We start from the raw sequence: 18211 nt of genomic DNA, 5'->3' as shown, positions 1-18211 counted from the left end.
TATCTAGCCGGGGCAGGTTCGACGACACCTCAATCCTCCTCCCCGCGCACCGGCTCGCCTCGCTCATCCTCCACCACATACCCGGTATCGATACTCACCACCACCGACATCCCCGGCCGCAGGCGTTGCGCCTCCGGCTGGTTACTGTCCACGGTGATCCTCACCGGAATACGCTGGGCAATCTTGACGAAGTTGCCCGTGGCGTTGTCCGCCTGCAGCAGGCTGAACTCCGAGCCGGTGGCCGGCGAGATGCGTTGCACGTGGCCGCGCAGGCGCAGGTGGTTGAGGGCGTCGACGGTAAACGTGGCGGGCTGGCCGACGCGCACGTCGGCCATCTGGGTTTCCTTCATGTTGGCGATGACCCAGAGGGTGTCGGGCACCAGGGCCATGAGCTGCGCACCAATGTTGACGTAGGCGCCCAGGCGTACGCCGATCTGGCCCAGCTGGCCATCACGCGGGGCGGTGATGCGGGTGTTGGACAGGTCGATGCGCGCCAGTTCCACCGCGGCTTCGGCGCTGCTGACGGCCGCTTCCAGGGATGCGCGATTGACGATGACCGTCTGCAGGTCCTGACGGGAAATTTCCAGTGCGGCCTTGGCCTGGGCCAGGGCCGCAATGGCGGCGGCGTTCGCCGCACGGGCAACGTCCAGCTCGCTTTTGGACACGGAGCCGTCGCTGACCAGGGCTTCGTTGCGGCGCAGGGCCGCGGCGCTTTTCTGCGCCTGGGCGTCGCTGTCACCGATGGCGGCCTGGCGCTGGGCGATGGTGGCCTCGGCGCTTCGACGCTGCTGCAGGTTGTTGGCAAGGCTGGCCTTGGCCTGCTCCAACTGGGCCAGGGACTGGTCCACTTTCTGTTTGTAGATTCGGTCGTCGAGGCGCACCAGCAGGTCACCGGCCTTGACGAACTGGAAGTCCTGTACCGGCACTTCAAACACGTAGCCGGCCAGTTGCGGGCCGATGATCGTAGTCTGGCCACGCACCAGGGCGTTCTCGGTGCTTTCGATCTTGCTGCTGAACGGCGGCAGCTCCCAGGCATAGAGCACGATCAATACGCCAACGACCGCGATGCTGGCGAATACCAGCGTGGAGATGACCCGCACCCTCAGGGAGCGGGGCGCAGTGGCAGTCGGAGCAACCCCTTCGGGGGTGGAAGCGATGGCGTTGGTGGTGGTCGTCGTCGGTTCGGTCATGAAGAAGAGGCGCCGCTGGCAGGTTCGGAAGGCGACGCCGCAGGGGGCGCCTGGGTGGTTGTGGTGGTCAGCAGCCACAGGCTGCGGATGAATATCCACAGCATGGTCAGCACCGCGACCACGCCGATGAACATGAAGACGTCGTTGTAGGCCAGCACGTTGGCCTCTCGGGTCGCGGCGGTGGACAACGCGCGGTAGCCCAGATTGGTCCGCGAGGACGTGTCGGCCACTACCGAGGCATAGCTCGACGCACTGCTCTGCACGCGGGCCAGTACCCTGGGGTCAAGCAGCGTAAGCTGCTCGACGATGACGCTGGAATGGAATTTTTCCCGCACGATCTGGTAGGTGCCCAGCAACGCCGAGCCGATCAGGCCGCCCAGGTTGTTGCAGATGCCGAACAGCACCGAGAAGCTGATCAGGTTCCGCGGGTTGGTGACCACGTTGCGCGTGCCCAGGGCCATGGTCGGCCCCACAAAGAAGGTGCTGCCGAAAGCCAGCAGGAACTGGCTGAGGTACATGTTCCAGGGCCGCGTGAGGTTGTTGGAAAACGAGTCCATGTACGACCCCGTGGCCATCAGCGCCAGCGACACGATCAAGGGCATGAACAGGTGTTCCGGGCGAATGGTCCAGGCGCTGACGGCCAACCCGGCGACCGCGCCCACCAGCATCACGAAATACAGGCTGCGCATCTGCTCCTGGCTCATGTTCAGGGCCTGCAGAAAGCCCACCGCGCCTGTCGACTGCTCCGAGGCCACCATGCGGATGAGGATCACCCCCAGGGCCAGACGGATGGCCACGCCGCTCCCCAGCCAGCGGGTCATGAGCATGGGGTTGCTGCGGTTATGCTCGATGGCCAGGCCCGTGAAGACCAGTACGATGCAGGCAGCCGACGCCCAGCCGATCCAGGGCGCTTCCAGCCACCAGTCGATACGCCCCAGCGACAGCACCGCGCACAGCAGGGCGAAGCCTGTGGCAAGGATAGCGAACGTGAGGAAGTCCAGCGGTTCGAAGGTGCGAAAGCGGTCCCCCGGCGGCAGCTTGAGCATGAACACGCACCCCAGGGCGGTCAGTGCCAGGCCCAGTTCGAACAGGTACAGGCCACGCCATTCGGCGATCTGCAGCAAGTCCTCGGAAAACACCCGGGCCAGTGGCAAGGCCAGTTGCGAGGCCCCCAACCCCAGCACCAGAGCCTTGAGCCGCCACTTGGCAGGGAAGGCCTGGATCATGTAGTACAGGCCCAGGGAACTGAGCGCCGCGCCAGTCATGCCGTGGGCAGCACGCACGGCGATGGCCGAGTTCAGGTCGTTGACGAACAGATGGGCGAAGGTGACCAGGGCGTAGAGCACCAGGAACACTTCGGTGAACGCGCGCAGACCAAACTGCTGGCGGAACTTGACCAGCACCAGGTTCATGGAAATGTTGGTCATGACGTAAGCGGCGGGCAGCCAGGCCATTTCCGCCTGGGTGGCCCCCAGCGCACCCTGCAGAAATTGCAGGTTGGCCGTGACCAGGGCATTGCCCAGGCCGCCCGTGATAGCCACCAGCAGGCCAACGGCAGCGAAGGCCAGGCGCTTGGGCGTGGAGTGCAATGGCGTGGATGGCGAGCCGGGCAGGCTCGGCTTCTCATGGGGCAACCATTGGTGGGGGGCGTAGCGGTCCATTGGCACCTGCGGGCATCAGAAAAACGTAAACCCTATGAGGGTACCAGTAAATCTGACTGCGGCGCGTTGCGCCAGTTCGCAGGGTGGGAAGCATCGGGCGTTTGCGGGCAGTGCCTGGCACTACGCGGCGCCCGGGACGCGGCCAGGTCCGCTGCTACCAGGGGACCTGCGCCACTTCAGCCAATGCAAACCTTGCCATCGAACAGCAACCGCGCGGTGCGCACCAGGCCACAACTGACCACTTTGCCGTTGTCGGTGTGCACCGCCACGGTGAATTCGCCCGTGGGGTGTTCCACCGCCAGGCGTTTGTGGTCGCCGGCAGGCACGTCGCTGAGGTCACTGGCCACCGAGCCTGGGTACAGGCACGCGGTGGCGACGCTGACCGCGCCGAACACGCCGATGGAGGCATGGCACTTGTGGGGGATGAAACTGCGGCTGCTGATCGCCCCGCCCTGCTGCGGCGCGGCCACCAGGCACATCTTCGGTACGGTGCGCGCGCTGACGTCGCCCAGGTTCATGGCCGGGCCGGCCTGCAGGCGAATCGATTCCAGACGCGCCTTCAGTTCCCCATCGGCGTCCAGGTCGGCGCGGCTTTCATAGCCGGTGCGGCCCAGGTCGCTGGCGCGGATCAGCACCACCGGCATGCCGTTGTCGATGCAGGTCACGGCCACGCCGTCGAAGGTATCGGCCACGTTGCCGGTGGGAAACAGTGAGCCGCAGCTGGAACCGGCGATGTCATCGAACTCGATGACCACTGCCGCCGCGCTGCCGGGCACGCCGTCGATCCGGGTATCACCGGCGTAGACCACTTCACCGCCCGGGGTCTGCACCTGGGCGGTGGCGGTCTGGCCGGTGTTTTCCATGAAGATGCGCACCGCAGTCACATCACCGCTGGCCTGCACCAGCCCGCGCTCCAGAGCAAACGGGCCGACGCCGGCGAGGATGTTGCCGCAGTTCTGGCCGTAGTCCACCCGCGGCTCATCCACCACGACCTGAGCGAACAGGTAGTCCACGTCGACGCCGGGCCGCGCCGAACGCTTGATGATCGCCACCTTGCTGGTCAGCGAGTCACCGCCGCCAATGCCGTCGATCTGCCGCGCATCGGGCGAGCCCATGGCCGCCAGCAACACGCGGTCCCGGGCTTCGGCCTCGGCAGGCAAGTCGTCAGCCAGGAAATAGGCACCCTTGGAAGTACCGCCACGGATCATCAGGCAAGGAATTCGACGCTGGGCCACGACCTCAGTCCTCCAGTTCGCTGATGTCATCCACGTAGCGCAGGCCTTTCTCGGCCAGGCGTGGGCGCATGTTGTAGATATCCAGGCCCAGCTCGCCGCTGGCCAGACGCAGGCGCTTGCTTTCTTCAAGATCGGCGCGCTTGCGGGCGGCCTCGACCACGCTGAGCAGTTCGGCGCGCCGTACCACCACTACGCCATCGTCGTCGGCCAGCACCACGTCCCCAGGGTTCACCAGTTGCCCGGCGCAGATCACCGGAATGTTCACCGAGCCCAGGGTTTCCTTGATGGTGCCCTGGGCGTGAACCGCCTTGGACCACACGTGGAAACCCATTTCCCGCAGGGTATGGGTATCGCGCACACCCGCTTCCAGGATCAGGCCGCGCACACCACGGGCCTGCAGCGACGTGGCCAGCAGGTCGCCGAAATAGCCGTCGGTGCAGGGCGAGCTGGGGGCAACCACCAGAATATCCCCGGCCTGGGCCTGCTCGACCGCCACATGGAACATCCAGTTATCGCCAGGCGCCACCAGCACGGTGATGGCCGAGCCGCTGATGGCCACGCCTTGCTGAATGGGGCGCATGAACGGTGCCAGCAGGCCCTTGCGGCCCTGGGCTTCGTGCACGGTGGCCACGCCGTACTGGCGCAGTTCGTCGATCAGGGCGCTGTCGGCACGCTGGATGTTGCGCACCACGACACCGGTTTTTCCGACAAGGCTCATCCCAGATTCTCCGTAACGCGGGGGAAGATGCTCTGGTAACCCTCGGCATACACGATGTCTTTCTTCGAGGTGATACCAATGTTGCGCTTGGCCTGCACGCCACGCTGCAAGGCCACGCGGGTGTAGTATTCCCACAGGTGTTCCTGGCCAGCCATGCACTGGATGGCGGCGTATTTCTTGTCCCAGACCTCGGTGATGTCCAGCAGCACGTCGGGTTTCCACTCGCACTGTTCGGGCTGGTGCGGTTCGAAGCTGTACACCGGCGGCGCACCGACGATTTTTTCGCCAGGCTTGTAACCCTCGGCCTGGGCAATGATGCGCGCTTCCTGGGCCAGGTGGGTGGCCAGGGGGTGGTCGTAGTTGTAGGGGTCTTTCAGCGAGTGGCTGAGTACGAATTCAGGCTGCACGCGGCGGAATACATCGGCCAGGCGGAACAGGGTCTCGGTGTCGGCGCGCATCGGGTAGTCGCCGATATCAAAGAATTCGACGGTGGCGCCCAGCACTTCGGCGGCGGCCTCGGCTTCCTGACGACGGCCGGCCTTGACGATTTCTTCGGTCATGCCCGGGCCCTTGCGCCACATTTTCGCCGACTCGCCACGCTCACCGAACGACAGGCAGACAATGTGCACGTCATAGCCTTGACGGGCATGCAGGGCGATGGCGCCACCGGCCCGCCAGACGAAGTCGGCGGAGTGGGCACTGACCACCAGGGCGGTCTTGTTATGAGTGGCAGACATGGTGGACTCCTGCGGGTTGGAATGACTTCATCCTGTCACGCGGCCTTGGCGGGGAATAATGCATTCAGTTAGGCTAGGTATACTTTTTATTTATCGGGGGTGCCTGCCATGGTCGACGAACTGCCCAACCTGCTCCAGGTTCGCGCCTTCGTGCGAGTGGCCGAGCATGGCAGCATCTCGCGCGCCTCGACCCTGATGTACCGCGCCCAGTCGGTGGTGACCCGGGCCATCCGCGACCTGGAAACACGCCTGGACGTACCGCTGTTCGAGCGCCATGCCAGTGGCATGCTGCTGACCGACCAGGGCAAGCGCGTACTGGCCCGGGCCCGCCGGACGCTGGACGAGCTGGAGAGCGTGCCGGCGCTGCTGGGCAATGTCGCGGGGCACGCCGCCGAGCCCTTGTATTTGCTCAATGCTCGGCGCCTGGAGCTATTCATCGCCCTGTGCCAGACCCGCCACATGCAGACCGTGGCCAGCCTGTACGGGCTGACCCAGCCGGCCGTCAGCGCGGCGCTGAAGGTGCTGGAAGGTGGCAGTGGCTGCCTGCTGTTCGAGCGCTCTTCCCGGGGCCTGCAACCTACCCGCGCGGCCAGCGAGATCCTCACGCCGTTGCGTCGCGCCCTCAACGAATTGCGCCACATCGACGCCGACCTGGCGGCCCTGCGTGGCTCCCTGCAAGGCACCGTCAACGTCGGCGCCCTGCCCCTGGGCCGCAGCCGCCTGTTGCCCGCCGCTATCGTTGCCCTGACCGCGGCCCACCCAGGGGTGCGGGTGGCGACCAACGAGAGCCCGTTCGAGTTGCTGGCCTCGGAGCTGCGTGCCGGTGATGTGGATTTCGTCTTCGGCGCCCTGCGCCCGGCCGACTTCGCCAGTGACCTGCACGGCGAGGCGCTGCTGACCGAAGCGATGGTGCTGCTGGCCCGACGCGATCACCCCTTGCAAGGGCATGCCCTGCAACCGGACGAGCTGCAGAATATGCGCTGGGTACTGCCCCGCGCGGGCAGCCCGGCCCGTGGCCTGCTGAACGGTCAGTTCGCCGCCTGGGGCATCGACCCGCCCCTGCCCGTGGTGGAGAGCGCTGACCTGGCGATCATTCGCGGGTTGCTGCTGGGCTCGGACATGATCGCCGCCGTATCGGCCCACCAGCTGGGCCACGAGATCGACAGCGGCGAGCTGCAACCCCTGACACTGCAACTCCCTCTCACCGAACGCCCCATCGGCCTGACCTACCGCAGCGCCGGGCTGCATGCGCCCGCGGCCCAGGCGTTGATGGAGCAGATTCGCGCGGCGGTGGCTCAGCGCTTGCCGGCCACCGAGTAGAGCACCTGCTGGTTGCGGGTTTTCTGGAAATTTTCCAGCGACAGGCCACGGAAGGCCGCGTAGATGTGCAGGTTCGAGACGCCGGTGACCGCACCCAGTTTCTCCAGCAGGAAGAAGATCACCCCGTACTGCAACAACCCCAGCCAGTCGCGGCGGCGGACCAGGTCGCGCTCCTGCTCGCTCAGTTGCGCCTCTTCGAACAGCGCCTCCGGGTCGGCCAGGAAGCGCTCACGCCAGGCAGGCACGATCATCTGATGCAGGAAGCGGTTGAGACGGTAACCCTTGTGGCTGCGCTCCAGCGTGAAGGGGTAGGTGCCCGGCAGCTTTTCCACGCCCTTGAGCTGATGGTCGATGTGCTCGCGGTGGCGCGCCAGCAGGTCAACCGGAACGTCGCGGGCCTGGTTTTCCAGGACCAGGGTGGCGATGCCGGTCATCGAAGGCAGGTAATACCCCTCATGACGCTTGATCACGTTGGCCGACAGTGCGCCACGCATGATCAGCCAGGTGATCACTTCCGAGCCTTCCATGCCACCCAGTTCGGCGTATTCGGCCAGGGTGATCTCGGTCAGGCGTTGCGGGTCATTGACCAGCAGGTCGAGGAACTGCGCGTCCCACTCCGGGTTGTTGAAGCCGCAGCGCTCGCCGTGTACCTGGTGCGACACGCCACCGGTGGCCACCACGGCGACCTTGAGGTCTTCGGGGAAGCTTTCGATGGCCCGGCGCAGCGCCTGGCCCAGCTTGTAGCAACGGGCCGCGCTGGGAATCGGGAATTGCAGCACGCCCACGTGCAGCGGCACTACCTGCACCGGCCATTCGGTGTCGAACGGCAGCAGCGCTGACATGGGCGAGAACAGGCCGTGGTCAATGGGCTTGTCGCGGAAGAACGCCATGTCGAACTCGTCGGCCATCAGGCTGCGGCCGATGTGGCGGGACAGTTCAGCGTGGCCACCGATGGCCGGCAACGCGCGCACGCCGCCCCCTTCGTCGGCCACTTCGTAGCGCTCGTCGACGCCCAGGCAAAAAGCCGAATAGTGGTCGAAGAAAAACGAGGTCACATGGTCGTTGAAGATGTAGAACAGCACATCGGGCTTGTGCTCGTCGAGCCACGCCTTGATAGGTTCGAAGTCCTTGAAGATCGGCGCCCAGGCCGCTTCTTCCTGCTTGTTGTGGTCCACGGCAAAGCCGATGGTAGGCGTGTGGGAAACGGCGAGACCGCCAATGATGCGCGCCATGAAAACCTCTGCTCGCTGAAAGAATTCTTTTGATGAGTCAGGCTAGCGCAGGGGCGGTGCAACGTCTTCTGTGTAATGGTTAAGGAGGGGTCGTTTTTGTTTATCGCCGCGGCAAGCCGTGGCCATCATGCCTGAGGCCGATGGTCATTATTAACGCGAACGCTCTGGCGCGGGGCGTTGCGGGGGCTTAGCCTTGCGGCAGAATTCGAATCGGTGGCGCGCCCTTCCCGAGCCACCGATCCCCCGCCATGAAGAGCACACCATGACCAGTCTGACCGACCCCACCCACCTGAAACACCCGACCATGAGCCGCGCCATGGTGGCGCTGTTCGCTTTCTGCTGCGGGGCCATCGTCGCCAATATCTACTACGCCCAGCCGATCATCGAACTGATCGCCCCGGACATCCGGCTGTCGGCCCACGGCGCCAGCCTGATCGTGTCCCTGACCCAGATCGGCTATGCCCTGGGGATTTTCTTCCTGGTGCCCCTGGCCGACTTGCTGGAAAACCGCAAACTGATGCTCGGCACCACGCTGCTGGCGACTGTCAGCCTGATTGGCGCGGCGCTGAGCACCCAGCCCAGCGTCTTTCTGATCGTGTCACTGTTGATCGGCTTCAGTTCGGTGTCGGTGCAGATGCTGATTCCGCTGGCCGCGCACATGGCCAGCGAACAGACCCGCGGCAGTGTGGTGGGCAGTATCATGGGTGGCCTGCTGGTGGGTATCCTGCTCGCACGGCCACTGGCGAGCGTGATCGCCGACCACTTCGGCTGGCGCGCGGTGTTCTACGTGGCCGCCGCGGTGATGGTGGCCATTACCCTGATCATGGCCCGCACCATTCCCCACCGCCAACCGGACCACAGCGCCACCTACGGGCAACTGCTGGCGTCCCTGGGCACCCTGGTGCGTCGCCATGGCCCATTGCGCCAGCGTTCGTTCTACCAGGCACTGATGTTCGCGACCTTCAGCCTGTTCTGGACCGCCGTGCCCCTGGAGCTGTCCCGCCAGCACGGCCTGAGCCAGAGCCAGATCGCGGTGTTCGCCCTGGTGGGCGCCATCGGCGCCATCGCCGCGCCCATCGCCGGGCGCCTGGCAGATGCCGGCCATACCCGCCGGGCCTCGCTGCTGGCCATGGTGCTGGCACCCGTGAGTTTCACCACGGCGCTGGTTCACCCGGCCTATAGCGTGGTGGCCCTGGCGTTGACCGGGGTACTGCTGGATTTCGCCGTGCAGATGAACATGGTGCTGGGCCAGCGCATCATCTACAGCCTGGATGCCAACAGCCGCGCACGCTTGAACGCCCTGTACGTGACCAGCATCTTCGTCGGCGGCGCGGTGGGTTCGGCGATTGCCAGCAGCTTGTATGAAGCGGGTGGCTGGGCGCTGGTGATGAAGGTCGGCAGCGCCATTCCGCTGGTGGGGCTGGTGGCGTTCCTGTTCAATTCCCGCAAGCCCTAGCCTGTCAGGGCAGGAGGATGACCTTCTGGCTGCTGCCGCCATTGACCGCCGCATAGGCCGCCAGGCCTTCGGTGAGCGGTACTTCCAGCAGGTCAGTGGGCAACGGCAGCTGGCCGTTGTCGAAATACCCGCCAAATTGCTCCAGCATGCGCGCGCAGGCGGCGCAGTTGTAAAGCAGGCTGTTGACGCCCACCACCGAGCCACCCTTGCGGTACAGGCCCAGGGCCGAGAACTCCACCAGGCCGTTGACCGGCGCGGCGATGATGGCGATGCGGCCGAAGGTCGCCAGCGCCCCTACCGCGGCCGGCAGCCAGAAGCCGGTGGTGTCGAAGATAACCTCGGCGCCCCCCGTGAATACTTCGTTCACTTGCGCTGCCAGGGTGTCGGCGTGCTCCAGCAGAATCACCGGGTAACCTTGCGCTCGCAGGGCCGCAGCCTGTTCCGGGCGGCGCACCGCGGCCAGTACCTCGGCACCGCGGATGCGCGCCAGGGCCAGTGCCGCCGAACCCACCGCGCCGTTGGCGCCCAACACCAGAAACCGCGTGCCTTGGCCGACCTGGCTGCGGTCCACCGCGTCCCAGGCCGTGGTATACGGCACCCCCAGGCTGGCCGCCTGCGTAAAGCTCAACTGCCGCGGCTTCAGCGCCACGCCGTCGGCGGGCACGGTCAGGTACTGGGCGTGGCTACCATCATGCTTGAAGCCCAGGTCGCTGCCCGTGCCCCACACTTCCTGGCCCAGCAAACGCTCCGGGCCTTCGACCACCACACCGGCGAAGTCGCGGCCTGGCACCCTGGGCAAGGTGGTGTATGGAAAGCGGCCCAGCACATTTTTCACGTCGCTGGGGTTCAGGCCGGCAGCCCGAACCTGAACCAGCACGTGGCTTTCGGCCGCCACCGGTGTTGGCAGGTCGGCGACTTCAAGATGGGCGAGGTCGCCGGTTTGCTTGAACTGCAGTGCTTTCATGGGTGTACCCCTTCAGTGGATGCGCCGGCAGTGTATGACCGGCCTGCCAGGGGTGCCGGCCAAGTGCTTCGGTTTATCGGCCAACCGAGGGTGAAGGCGGTGGCGATGAAAAGTGCGACGGCGCGACGCCCAGGGCGCGCTTGAACATATCGCTGAAGCTGCTGGGCGAGTAGCCCATGGCGCGGGCAATGGTGCTGACCGGCACGCCCTGGATCAACTCGGCCACCGCCGTGGCCAATTGCACCTGACGCCGCCATTCGGCGAACCCCATGCCCAGATTCGCCTGGAACAGCCGCGCCAGGGTACGCACGCTCGCGCCCGCCATGGCCGCGTGCTGTTCGAACGAAACCGCCAGCGAGGGGTGTGCCATGACCGCCTGGCACAGGTTCATCAGGCGCCGGTCCGCTGCGGCGGGCAAAGGCACCCGCAAGGCACTGCGACGCGCCTTGTGCAGCTCCAGCACCGCCAATTGCGCCAGCGCCTGGTAGTACTCACCCCGGCTTTCGCGCCCATGGTCGACCAGGTTGAGAATCAGTTCGCGCAGCAGGCCGCCCACTTCAAGCACCTGCACGCGGCGGTCCAGGGTGGCGGCGATGGCCGGGCGCAAGTAGATGTTGCGCATTTGCAGGTCGGTGACCACGCGAATCCCGTGGGGCACGTCCGGGGGAAGCCACACGGCGCGCTGGGGCGGCACCATCAGGGCCTCCGCCGGGGTTTCCACCCACATCACCCCGCTGGTCGCGTACAGCAACTGGCCCCAGGCATGCTGGTGGGGCTCCACGAACAGCCCGCGCGGGTAGGCGCGCGCCAGCGGCTGGACGGGAATGTCGAGGTTGGTGAGGTCGGGTGGGGCGGCGAGGGCCATGGCGGGGCGAGGCGGCTGGGGAAAAGCCCACAGGGTAACCAGCCATGCGTTTTACCGCTACTAGCGCTTCGCCGGGTGGTCAGCAGGATGAAAAATTCTTAACCTTTGCCGGTAGCGCGTGCGGCAGCCCGTCGCAGAGGGGTTTAGCGGCCGATCATCGAACTAGTTCGTACATTTTGCCTTGACCCTGCGTCGACGCTTCAATAGCCTGCGGGCAACAACTACAAAGACGAGAATCACCCCATGCCTGACAATCATTCGGGCGCAGTGACGATCCCCACCGTGCCTCGTTCCGCTGCTGCCTCTGCCGTGCGTCCCAGCCGTGCCCGCTTCGTCATTCTGACGCTGCTGGCGGTGGGTACCATCATCAACTACCTGGACCGCAGCATCCTCGGCATCGCCGCGCCCACAATGACCACCGAACTGGGCATCGACCCGGCGCTGATGGGCGTGATGTTCTCTGCCTTCGCCTGGAGTTACGTGCTGGCCCAGGTACCCGGCGGCGCCCTGCTCGACCGCTTTGGCAGCGGCAAGACCTATTTCGTCGCCGCCAGTGCCTGGTCGCTGACAACCTTGCTGCACGGCCTGGTCTCCGGTTTCACTTCGCTGATTGGCCTGCGCCTGTTGCTCGGCGTCAGCGAAGCCACCTGCTTCCCCACCAACAGCCGCGTTGTCGCCACCTGGTTCCCTCAGCAGGAACGTGCCCGGGCCACCAGTATCTACACCGTGGGCGAGTACATCGGCCTGGCCTTCCTCAGCCCGCTGCTGTTCATGCTGCTGGCCCATTACGGCTGGCGTTCGCTGTTCGTGCTGGTGGGCGTGATCGGCCTGGTGTTCGCGGTGGTATGGAAGCTTCGCTACCGCGAACCCCACGAGTGCACCCGCGTCAATGCCGCTGAGTTGGCGTACATCGAAGCCGGTGGCGGCCTGGCGCCCAAGGACGAGAAGAAAACCCCGTTCTCCTGGAAAAGCCTGCGCCAATTGCTGGGCTTCCGGCAGATCTGGGGCGCCTGCCTGGGCCAGTTCGCCGGTAACTCCACCCTGGTTTTCTTCCTGACCTGGTTCCCCACCTACCTGTCCACAGAGCGCCACATGGGCTGGATGAAGATGGGTATCTTCGCCGTGTTGCCATTCATCGCGGCGGGCTGCGGGGTGATGCTGGGCGGCTGGTTCTCCGACCGTCTGATCCAGCGCACCGGCAACGCCAGCCTGGGCCGCAAGCTGCCGATCATCGCTGGGTTGCTGATGGCCAGCTGCATTGTCGCGGCGAACTTCGTGGAGAGCGACCAGGCAGTGATCGCCATTCTGTCCATCGCCTTCTTCGGCCAGGGCATGGTTGGCCTGGGCTGGACGGTGATCTCCGACATCGCCCCGAAAAAACTGATCGGCCTGACCGCCGGCGTGTTCAACCTGGTGACCGGCCTGGCCGGCATCATCACGCCGCTGGTGATCGGTTTCATCGTGTCGAGCAGTGGTTCGTTCACCGGCGCGCTGTGGTTCATCGGCGCGGTGGCCCTGGCAGGTGCCTTGGCCTATCTGTTGCTGCTGGGCGAGGTAAAACGCCTGGAAGTCTGAGCGGTGGCTGGGCTGCCGCGTCGGGGCCAAGCGGTGTGCTGGAAACACCGCGGCGCCCAGGACGCGGCCAGGCCCGTTGCTACATGTCCTTTGCCATTGCCCCGACCACGAACTCCACGAAGCTGCGCAGCTTCGGTGAACGGTAACGCTCCTGGGGGTAGACCAGGTGCATCGGGCGCACCGGCAAATGCCAGTCGGGCAGCAGCGGCACCAGCCGCCCGCTGGCCAGTTCCTCGCGCACCAGCGCATCGGGCAACATCGCGATGCCCAACCCCGATATCGCCGCGCGCTTGAGCGCCGGGGCGCTGTTGACGGCGATGCGGCCACTGACGTCCACGCTCACCTCCCCCTCGGGGCCGCTCAGGCGCCAGTGCTTTTGCGTCCACCGCCACTCGGTGCCTGCAGGGTAGGCAAAGGCCAGGCAATCGTGCCCGGCCAAGGCCTGTACATCCGCGGGCGTGCCGCGCCGCGCCAGGTACACCGGGGCCGCGCACAGCGTCAGGCCATAGTCTTGCAGCGGCCGGGCAATCAGGCTGGAGTTTTCCAGGGTGCCCAGGCGGATGGCCGCATCGAACCCCTCTTCCACCAGGTCGACCAGGCGGTCGGTCAATACTACGTCGAGCTTCACCGCCGGGTTTTCATTCAGGTAAGCGGCCAGGCACGGCATCAGGCACTCGGCACCAAACGTCGGCGGCGCGGTGATGCGAAGCGTACCGTGGGGCACGGCTTGCACTTCTTCGGCCAATTGCTCGGCGGCGCTGACCTGGCCCAGGATATCCAGGCAACGCTGGTAATAGGCGCTGCCGAACTCGGTCAGGCTCTGGCGCCGAGTGGTTCGGCGCAACAGGCTCACGCCCAGGCGCTGCTCCAGCGCCCGCAGGTGGTTGCCCACCATGGTGGTGGACATGCCGCATGCATCGGCGGCGGCGGTCATGCTGCCGCCCTCCACCACCTGGACGAACACGCCCATGGCCTGGAACAGGTCCATTATCCACTCCCACTTTAAAGTCCTCTCAGTCTAGAGCCGTTTATCCCGCTTTGCTGGATAAACATACTGACGCTCCACACCCTGCAAGGACACGATGCCCATGACCGCCCTGATGAACAATTACCAGCCACTGCCCATCAGCTTCGAACGGGGCGCTGGTTGCCGCCTGTGGGACAACGAAGGCCGCGAATACCTGGACGCCCTGGCCGGTGTTGCCGTGACTTCCGTGGGCCACAGCCACCCGCGTATCGTCGAGGCCATCCGCGACCAGGCCGGGTTGCTGCTGCACTGCTCCAACCTTTACCGTATCGATTGGCAGGCGCGCCTGGCAACGCGCCTGACCACGCTGGCCGCAATGGACCGGGCGTTCTTCTGCAATTCCGGCGCAGAAGCCAATGAAGCGGCCCTGAAACTGGCACGCCTGCACGCCACGGCGAAAGGCATCAGCCAGCCGCTGGTGGTGGTGATGGAAAACAGCTTTCACGGCCGTACCTTCGCCACCCTTTCAGCCAGTGACAGCCCTGCTTGCCAGGCCGGTTTCGCGCCCCTGGTGGAGGGTTTCATCAGCGTACCGTTCGGTGACGTGCTGGCCTTGGAAGCCGTGGCCCAACGGTACGGGCAACGCATTGCGGCCGTGATGGTGGAACCGGTGCAAGGTGAAAGCGGCGTACAGGTGGCTCCGGGTGGCTACCTGAAGGCCTTGCGCGAGCTATGCGACGCTCAGCAGTGGCTGTTGATGCTCGACGAGATCCAGACCGGGCTGGGCCGCACAGGCCGCTGGTTCGCTGGGCAGCACGAAGGCGTGGTGCCCGACGTGATGACCCTGGCCAAGGCCCTGGGCAATGGTGTGCCTATCGGCGCCTGCCTGGCCACGGGTACGGCGGCCAGCCTGTTCAGCCCTGGCAGCCATGGCAGTACATTCGGCGGCAACCCGTTGGCGTGCCGGGTGGCGTGCACGGTGCTGGACATCATGGAGCAGGAAAACCTGGTCGCCAACGCAGAGCATCAGGGCAGATTGCTGCTGGATGCCTTGCGGGGTGCCCTGAAGGGCCATCCGGGGGTAGTGGCAGTGCGTGGCCACGGCCTGATGATCGGCATCGAGCTGCAGCAGCCCGCGGCCCACCTGGCCAAGCTGGCGGCCCTTGAGCACGGGCTGTTGATCAACGTGGCCCGCGGCCGGACCATTCGGCTGCTGCCGCCGTTGACGTTGGGGAATGAGGATCGGGTGGCTATCGTCGAGCGTCTGCTGGCGTTACTGGCTTCAATGCGGTGAGTTGTCCGCCCCGCCAATGAGCTCTTTCACCTTGGTGATCACCTCGTCGAGCTTGAACGGCTTGTCGAATACCGCAGCGAACAGTTCCGGGGTTGCGCGCCCGATGCTGCCCTGCGCACCGCTCATCAGCAGGATAGGCAACTTGCGGTGCAACGGGTGCTCGCGGATCTTGCGGGCCATTTCCAGACCGTCCATCACGGGCATCATGAAGTCAGTGATGACCAGCGCCGGGCGCTCGCGCTCAAGCACTTCCAAGCCCTTGCGCCCGTTCGCAGCCTTGACGACCTCATAGCCTTCTTCCTCGAACGCCAGTTCGAGAATGTTGGCTATCATGAATTCGTCATCGACGATCAGGATGGTGCTCATGTCAACTCGATCCGGGCGTCTTCAAGGCTTGCTGACCGCCGAGGCGCTGCCGGATAACACTGCCTCTGCATGCTTGAAGGCCTTTTTAAGATCGATACCACGCTCGTCGATGACCAGCTCCAGAAGCGAAGGGTCATAAACACTGTCCCTTACTTTGAGAATGGACAGCAGGCGTTTAAGTTCAGCTTCATATTCCACGAAGCGCAGCAGCAGGAGGTTGTCGACAATGCTCGACAGGTCCGGCGTGGGCGAAGTGATCTCGGGGCCGAACAGGCCACGGATTTCCCAGGTGACGAAAACGGTCACGCCACGGGCGCGCAATTCGCCCATCAGGGCGCTGAAGAATTCGGTCAGGCGTGCGCTGCTGGTGGCGCAGCGGGTCATGCCGCCCAGGCTGTCGATGAGCACTCGCTTGATGTTGTACTCGTCGATCTGCTTGAGCAACCGCGCACCCAGGCCATCGACCAGGCCCTCCGTGGTGGGCTGCCAGGTCACGAACAGCGCACCCGCGTCCTGCATCGCCTTGAAGTCGTAGCCCAGCGCCTGAGCCTTGATGGCCAGCCGCTGGGGCGACTCGTAAAAGCCGAAATGCAGGGCCGGCTCGGCGGTGGTACCGGCGCCCAGGAAGTGAATACCCAGCGAGGTCTTGCCGATGCCCGAGGGGCCCATGGCCAGGGTCACCGAGGACCGTGGCAGGCCACCGCCGATCAGCTTGTCCAGTGCCGGCACGCCGCTGGGCAGACGGGTCAGGTCGGCGCTGTCGGGGCGCGACGGGTGGCTGTAGAGGCTTTCCATGCGCGGGTACACCACCAGGCCATCGTCGGTGATCTCGCATTCGTGCAGGCCCGACAGGGCACCACTACCGCGGGTCTTGCGCAACTGGATGCGGCGCACCGAACGGGTGCCGAACAACTCCTCCCCCATTTCGATGACGCCATCGACCATGGTGTGTTCGGGGCTGCCGTCGTCCAGCCGCGAGCTGGTAAGGAACAGCACGGTGCAACCGGCGAAGGCAGCATGGCCTTGCAATTCCGAGATGAATTTTTTCGTGTCGATCTGCGACTCGGCCTTGGAGCGCGCATTGAGCAGCCCGTCGACGATCAGCACGGTAGCCTTCTGCCGGCTGATCTCGCGGCGCAGCAGTTTCACCACATCATCCAGCCCTTCGTTTTCCAGGGTGTCGAAGGCGCTGACAAACTGGATTTCGTTACCGATGCGGCTGGCATCGAAGAAGCTCAGGGTCGACAGGTACTGGAAGAGCCGCTCGTGGGACTCGGCCAGCAGGGTCGCCACCAATACCCGCCCGCCATTGCGCACGTGGTTGAAGCCCAGCTGGTTGGCCAGGATGGTCTTGCCCGAACCCGGTCGCCCCTGGACGATGTAGGACGAGCCCGCGACCAGGCCGCCCTTCAACAGAAGGTCGAGCCCTTCAATTCCGCTTTCAAGGCGTTTTAGCTGTTCCAAGTTCCGGCCTGCCTTTGTAAATAATCGCCGAGATAGACCGCCCCGTGTACGGAACGTTTAATCTCTTGAAGAATAAGGGATTCTATACCCGTTTGGGCCCCATACCCCACCATTGTCGAAGTTTATCTTACCCCTGCCCGGGCTGCAGCACACTGCCCCCCGGCCGCAGTCGACTTGCCGGCGAACGTTTCGCGGCTGCCATCGACCCGCTCAATGGCGCTATCGAAACAAGCAATTAGACGTGCAGGCCTTCAGCCATTAGCTTTCGCGGCAATCAATGTCGCAAAACGTCGCAGGGCCAGGAAGGCGAAAAGCGGAAAACGCGCATCCCCTCCACCCGGTTCACGAGTCTGCTCCCATGTCCTTGAATACCCCGCAACAGATCGCCGAAATGGCCATCGACACTGGTACCCGCAAAGCCCAGGCGCCCTTGCCTGCCATCCTGGTGCTGGGCTTTCTGGCCGGCGCCTTCATCGCCCTGGGCTTTCTGCTGGACATTCATGTCAGCACCATGATCCCGGGCCCATGGTCGTCGCTGGGCAACCTGCTGGGCGCGGCCGTGTTTCCGCTGGGCCTGATCCTGGTGATCCTGGGCGGTGGTGAACTGCTCACAGGCAACATGATGACCCTGCCGATGGCCTTGTTCAGCGGCAAGATCTCATTGGCGGCGCTGCTGCGCAACTGGCTGCTGGTGACCCTGGCCAACCTGGCCGGCGCGCTGTTCGTGGCGTACTGCTTCGGCCACCTGCTGGGCTTGACCGAAGGGCCATTCCTGGCCAAGACGCTGGCGATCGCCACCGCCAAGGCCAGCGCCGACTTCACTCACGCCTTCGTCTCCGGTATCGGCTGCAACTGGATGGTGTGCCTGGCGGTGTGGCTATCGTATGCGAGCAAGGAAGTGACGGGCAAGATCCTGGGCATGTGGTTCCCGGTCATGGGTTTTGTGGCCATTGGTTTCCAGCACGTAGTGGCGAACATGTTCGTGATTCCGGCGGCAATTTTCGCCGGGGCGCTGAACTGGGGTGTATTCGCCGACAACATGGTGGCCGTGTTCCTGGGTAATGCGGTGGGCGGCGCGGTGTTCGTGGGCCTGGCTTACTTCGTGGCCTTCGCCCGGCCAGCCCGCGCGCCGCAGGCCAGCCCCATCGAAGTGCAGCGCTGATAGCG

16 protein-coding genes are annotated in these 18211 nt (G+C 65.0%); 5 read left to right on the top strand and 11 right to left on the bottom strand.

Annotated elements, in window-relative coordinates; translation table 11 throughout:
* Positions 1-29: 29 nt before the first annotated feature.
* From QBK88_RS11850 to galB, 5 genes are all read right to left on the bottom strand, one after another.
* Positions 30-1190: an HlyD family secretion protein gene (locus QBK88_RS11850; RefSeq protein WP_277962176.1), complete on the bottom strand. Its 1161-nt coding sequence runs from the start codon at positions 1188-1190 to the stop codon at positions 30-32.
* Positions 1187-2851, bottom strand: coding sequence for an MFS transporter (locus tag QBK88_RS11845; RefSeq protein ID WP_277962175.1), 1665 nt, complete (start codon positions 2849-2851; stop codon positions 1187-1189). Before QBK88_RS11845 ends, QBK88_RS11850 begins: the two co-directional genes overlap by 4 nt.
* 176 nt (positions 2852-3027) lie before the next feature.
* Positions 3028-4086 carry a 4-oxalomesaconate tautomerase gene (locus tag QBK88_RS11840; protein ID WP_277962174.1) on the bottom strand — a complete coding sequence of 353 codons (1059 nt, stop codon included), beginning with the start codon at positions 4084-4086 and terminating at the stop codon, positions 3028-3030.
* A gap of 4 nt (positions 4087-4090) precedes the next feature.
* Positions 4091-4804, bottom strand: a complete 714-nt coding sequence (locus tag QBK88_RS11835; RefSeq protein WP_277962173.1) for a 4-carboxy-4-hydroxy-2-oxoadipate aldolase/oxaloacetate decarboxylase — start codon at positions 4802-4804, stop codon at positions 4091-4093.
* Positions 4801-5541, bottom strand: a complete 741-nt coding sequence (gene galB / locus QBK88_RS11830; RefSeq protein ID WP_277962172.1) for a 4-oxalmesaconate hydratase — start codon at positions 5539-5541, stop codon at positions 4801-4803. Before galB ends, QBK88_RS11835 begins: the two co-directional genes overlap by 4 nt.
* A 108-nt stretch (positions 5542-5649) precedes the next feature.
* Between galB and QBK88_RS11825 the strand changes: the two genes are divergently transcribed.
* On the top strand, positions 5650-6861 hold the full coding sequence (locus QBK88_RS11825) for a LysR family transcriptional regulator (RefSeq protein ID WP_268149882.1): 1212 nt from the start codon (positions 5650-5652) through the stop codon (positions 6859-6861).
* On the opposite strand, the gene QBK88_RS11820 is transcribed toward QBK88_RS11825, so the two are convergent.
* Positions 6837-8093 carry a gallate dioxygenase gene (locus QBK88_RS11820; protein ID WP_277962171.1) on the bottom strand — a complete coding sequence of 419 codons (1257 nt, stop codon included), beginning with the start codon at positions 8091-8093 and terminating at the stop codon, positions 6837-6839. The two genes, QBK88_RS11825 and QBK88_RS11820, sit on opposite strands and share 25 nt — an antisense overlap.
* A gap of 262 nt (positions 8094-8355) precedes the next feature.
* Here QBK88_RS11820 and QBK88_RS11815 point away from each other — a divergent pair, with 262 nt between their 5' ends.
* Positions 8356-9549 carry an MFS transporter gene (locus QBK88_RS11815; RefSeq protein ID WP_277962170.1) on the top strand — a complete coding sequence of 398 codons (1194 nt, stop codon included), beginning with the start codon at positions 8356-8358 and terminating at the stop codon, positions 9547-9549.
* A gap of 4 nt (positions 9550-9553) precedes the next feature.
* Here the strand turns inward: QBK88_RS11815 and QBK88_RS11810 are convergent, their stop codons facing one another.
* Both QBK88_RS11810 and QBK88_RS11805 read right to left on the bottom strand, forming a co-directional pair.
* Entirely contained in the window at positions 9554-10513 is a 960-nt protein-coding gene (locus QBK88_RS11810; RefSeq protein ID WP_277962169.1) for a quinone oxidoreductase family protein, read from the bottom strand.
* 73 nt (positions 10514-10586) lie between these two features.
* Positions 10587-11378, bottom strand: a complete 792-nt coding sequence (locus QBK88_RS11805; protein WP_277962168.1) for an AraC family transcriptional regulator — start codon at positions 11376-11378, stop codon at positions 10587-10589.
* A gap of 309 nt (positions 11379-11687) precedes the next feature.
* On the opposite strand from QBK88_RS11805, the gene QBK88_RS11800 reads away from it, so the two are divergent.
* On the top strand, positions 11688-12953 hold the full coding sequence (locus QBK88_RS11800) for an MFS transporter (protein ID WP_445764927.1): 1266 nt from the start codon (positions 11688-11690) through the stop codon (positions 12951-12953).
* Positions 12954-13032: 79 nt separating this feature from the next.
* Here the strand turns inward: QBK88_RS11800 and QBK88_RS11795 are convergent, their stop codons facing one another.
* Complete coding sequence (locus QBK88_RS11795; protein WP_277962166.1) at positions 13033-13941, bottom strand: LysR family transcriptional regulator; 909 nt, start codon at positions 13939-13941, stop codon at positions 13033-13035.
* Positions 13942-14035: 94 nt separating this feature from the next.
* Here QBK88_RS11795 and QBK88_RS11790 point away from each other — a divergent pair, with 94 nt between their 5' ends.
* Entirely contained in the window at positions 14036-15214 is a 1179-nt protein-coding gene (locus QBK88_RS11790) for an aspartate aminotransferase family protein (RefSeq protein ID WP_277962165.1), read from the top strand.
* Here QBK88_RS11790 and QBK88_RS11785 read toward each other — a convergent pair.
* A complete protein-coding gene (locus QBK88_RS11785; protein WP_277962164.1) occupies positions 15203-15580 on the bottom strand; it encodes a response regulator in 378 nt (125 codons plus the stop codon). The two genes, QBK88_RS11790 and QBK88_RS11785, sit on opposite strands and share 12 nt — an antisense overlap.
* Positions 15581-15601: 21 nt before the next feature.
* Positions 15602-17044, bottom strand: a complete 1443-nt coding sequence (locus tag QBK88_RS11780; RefSeq protein ID WP_277962163.1) for an ATPase domain-containing protein — start codon at positions 17042-17044, stop codon at positions 15602-15604.
* Between the two features lie 358 nt (positions 17045-17402).
* Here QBK88_RS11780 and QBK88_RS11775 point away from each other — a divergent pair, with 358 nt between their 5' ends.
* Positions 17403-18206, top strand: a complete 804-nt coding sequence (locus tag QBK88_RS11775; RefSeq protein WP_277962162.1) for a formate/nitrite transporter family protein — start codon at positions 17403-17405, stop codon at positions 18204-18206.
* Positions 18207-18211: the final 5 nt, after the last annotated feature.

Source organism: Pseudomonas sp. RIT-To-2 (assembly GCF_029623465.1).
GTDB classification, from domain to species: domain Bacteria; phylum Pseudomonadota; class Gammaproteobacteria; order Pseudomonadales; family Pseudomonadaceae; genus Aquipseudomonas; species Aquipseudomonas silvicola.
The sequence above is the reverse complement of the archived record's forward strand: the minus strand, read 5'-3'. Positions and strand labels throughout refer to the sequence as shown.

Coding starts and splice junctions, on each gene's coding strand:
- QBK88_RS11850 (WP_277962176.1), bottom strand. CDS start 1,190: ATGACCGAACCGACGACGACCACCACCAACGCCATCGCTTCCACCCCC.
- QBK88_RS11845 (WP_277962175.1), bottom strand. CDS start 2,851: ATGGACCGCTACGCCCCCCACCAATGGTTGCCCCATGAGAAGCCGAGC.
- QBK88_RS11835 (WP_277962173.1), bottom strand. CDS start 4,804: ATGAGCCTTGTCGGAAAAACCGGTGTCGTGGTGCGCAACATCCAGCGT.
- galB (WP_277962172.1), bottom strand. CDS start 5,541: ATGTCTGCCACTCATAACAAGACCGCCCTGGTGGTCAGTGCCCACTCC.
- QBK88_RS11825 (WP_268149882.1), top strand. CDS start 5,650: ATGGTCGACGAACTGCCCAACCTGCTCCAGGTTCGCGCCTTCGTGCGA.
- QBK88_RS11820 (WP_277962171.1), bottom strand. CDS start 8,093: ATGGCGCGCATCATTGGCGGTCTCGCCGTTTCCCACACGCCTACCATC.
- QBK88_RS11815 (WP_277962170.1), top strand. CDS start 8,356: ATGACCAGTCTGACCGACCCCACCCACCTGAAACACCCGACCATGAGC.
- QBK88_RS11810 (WP_277962169.1), bottom strand. CDS start 10,513: ATGAAAGCACTGCAGTTCAAGCAAACCGGCGACCTCGCCCATCTTGAA.
- QBK88_RS11805 (WP_277962168.1), bottom strand. CDS start 11,378: ATGGCCCTCGCCGCCCCACCCGACCTCACCAACCTCGACATTCCCGTC.
- QBK88_RS11795 (WP_277962166.1), bottom strand. CDS start 13,941: ATGGACCTGTTCCAGGCCATGGGCGTGTTCGTCCAGGTGGTGGAGGGC.
- QBK88_RS11790 (WP_277962165.1), top strand. CDS start 14,036: ATGCCCATGACCGCCCTGATGAACAATTACCAGCCACTGCCCATCAGC.
- QBK88_RS11785 (WP_277962164.1), bottom strand. CDS start 15,580: ATGAGCACCATCCTGATCGTCGATGACGAATTCATGATAGCCAACATT.
- QBK88_RS11775 (WP_277962162.1), top strand. CDS start 17,403: ATGTCCTTGAATACCCCGCAACAGATCGCCGAAATGGCCATCGACACT.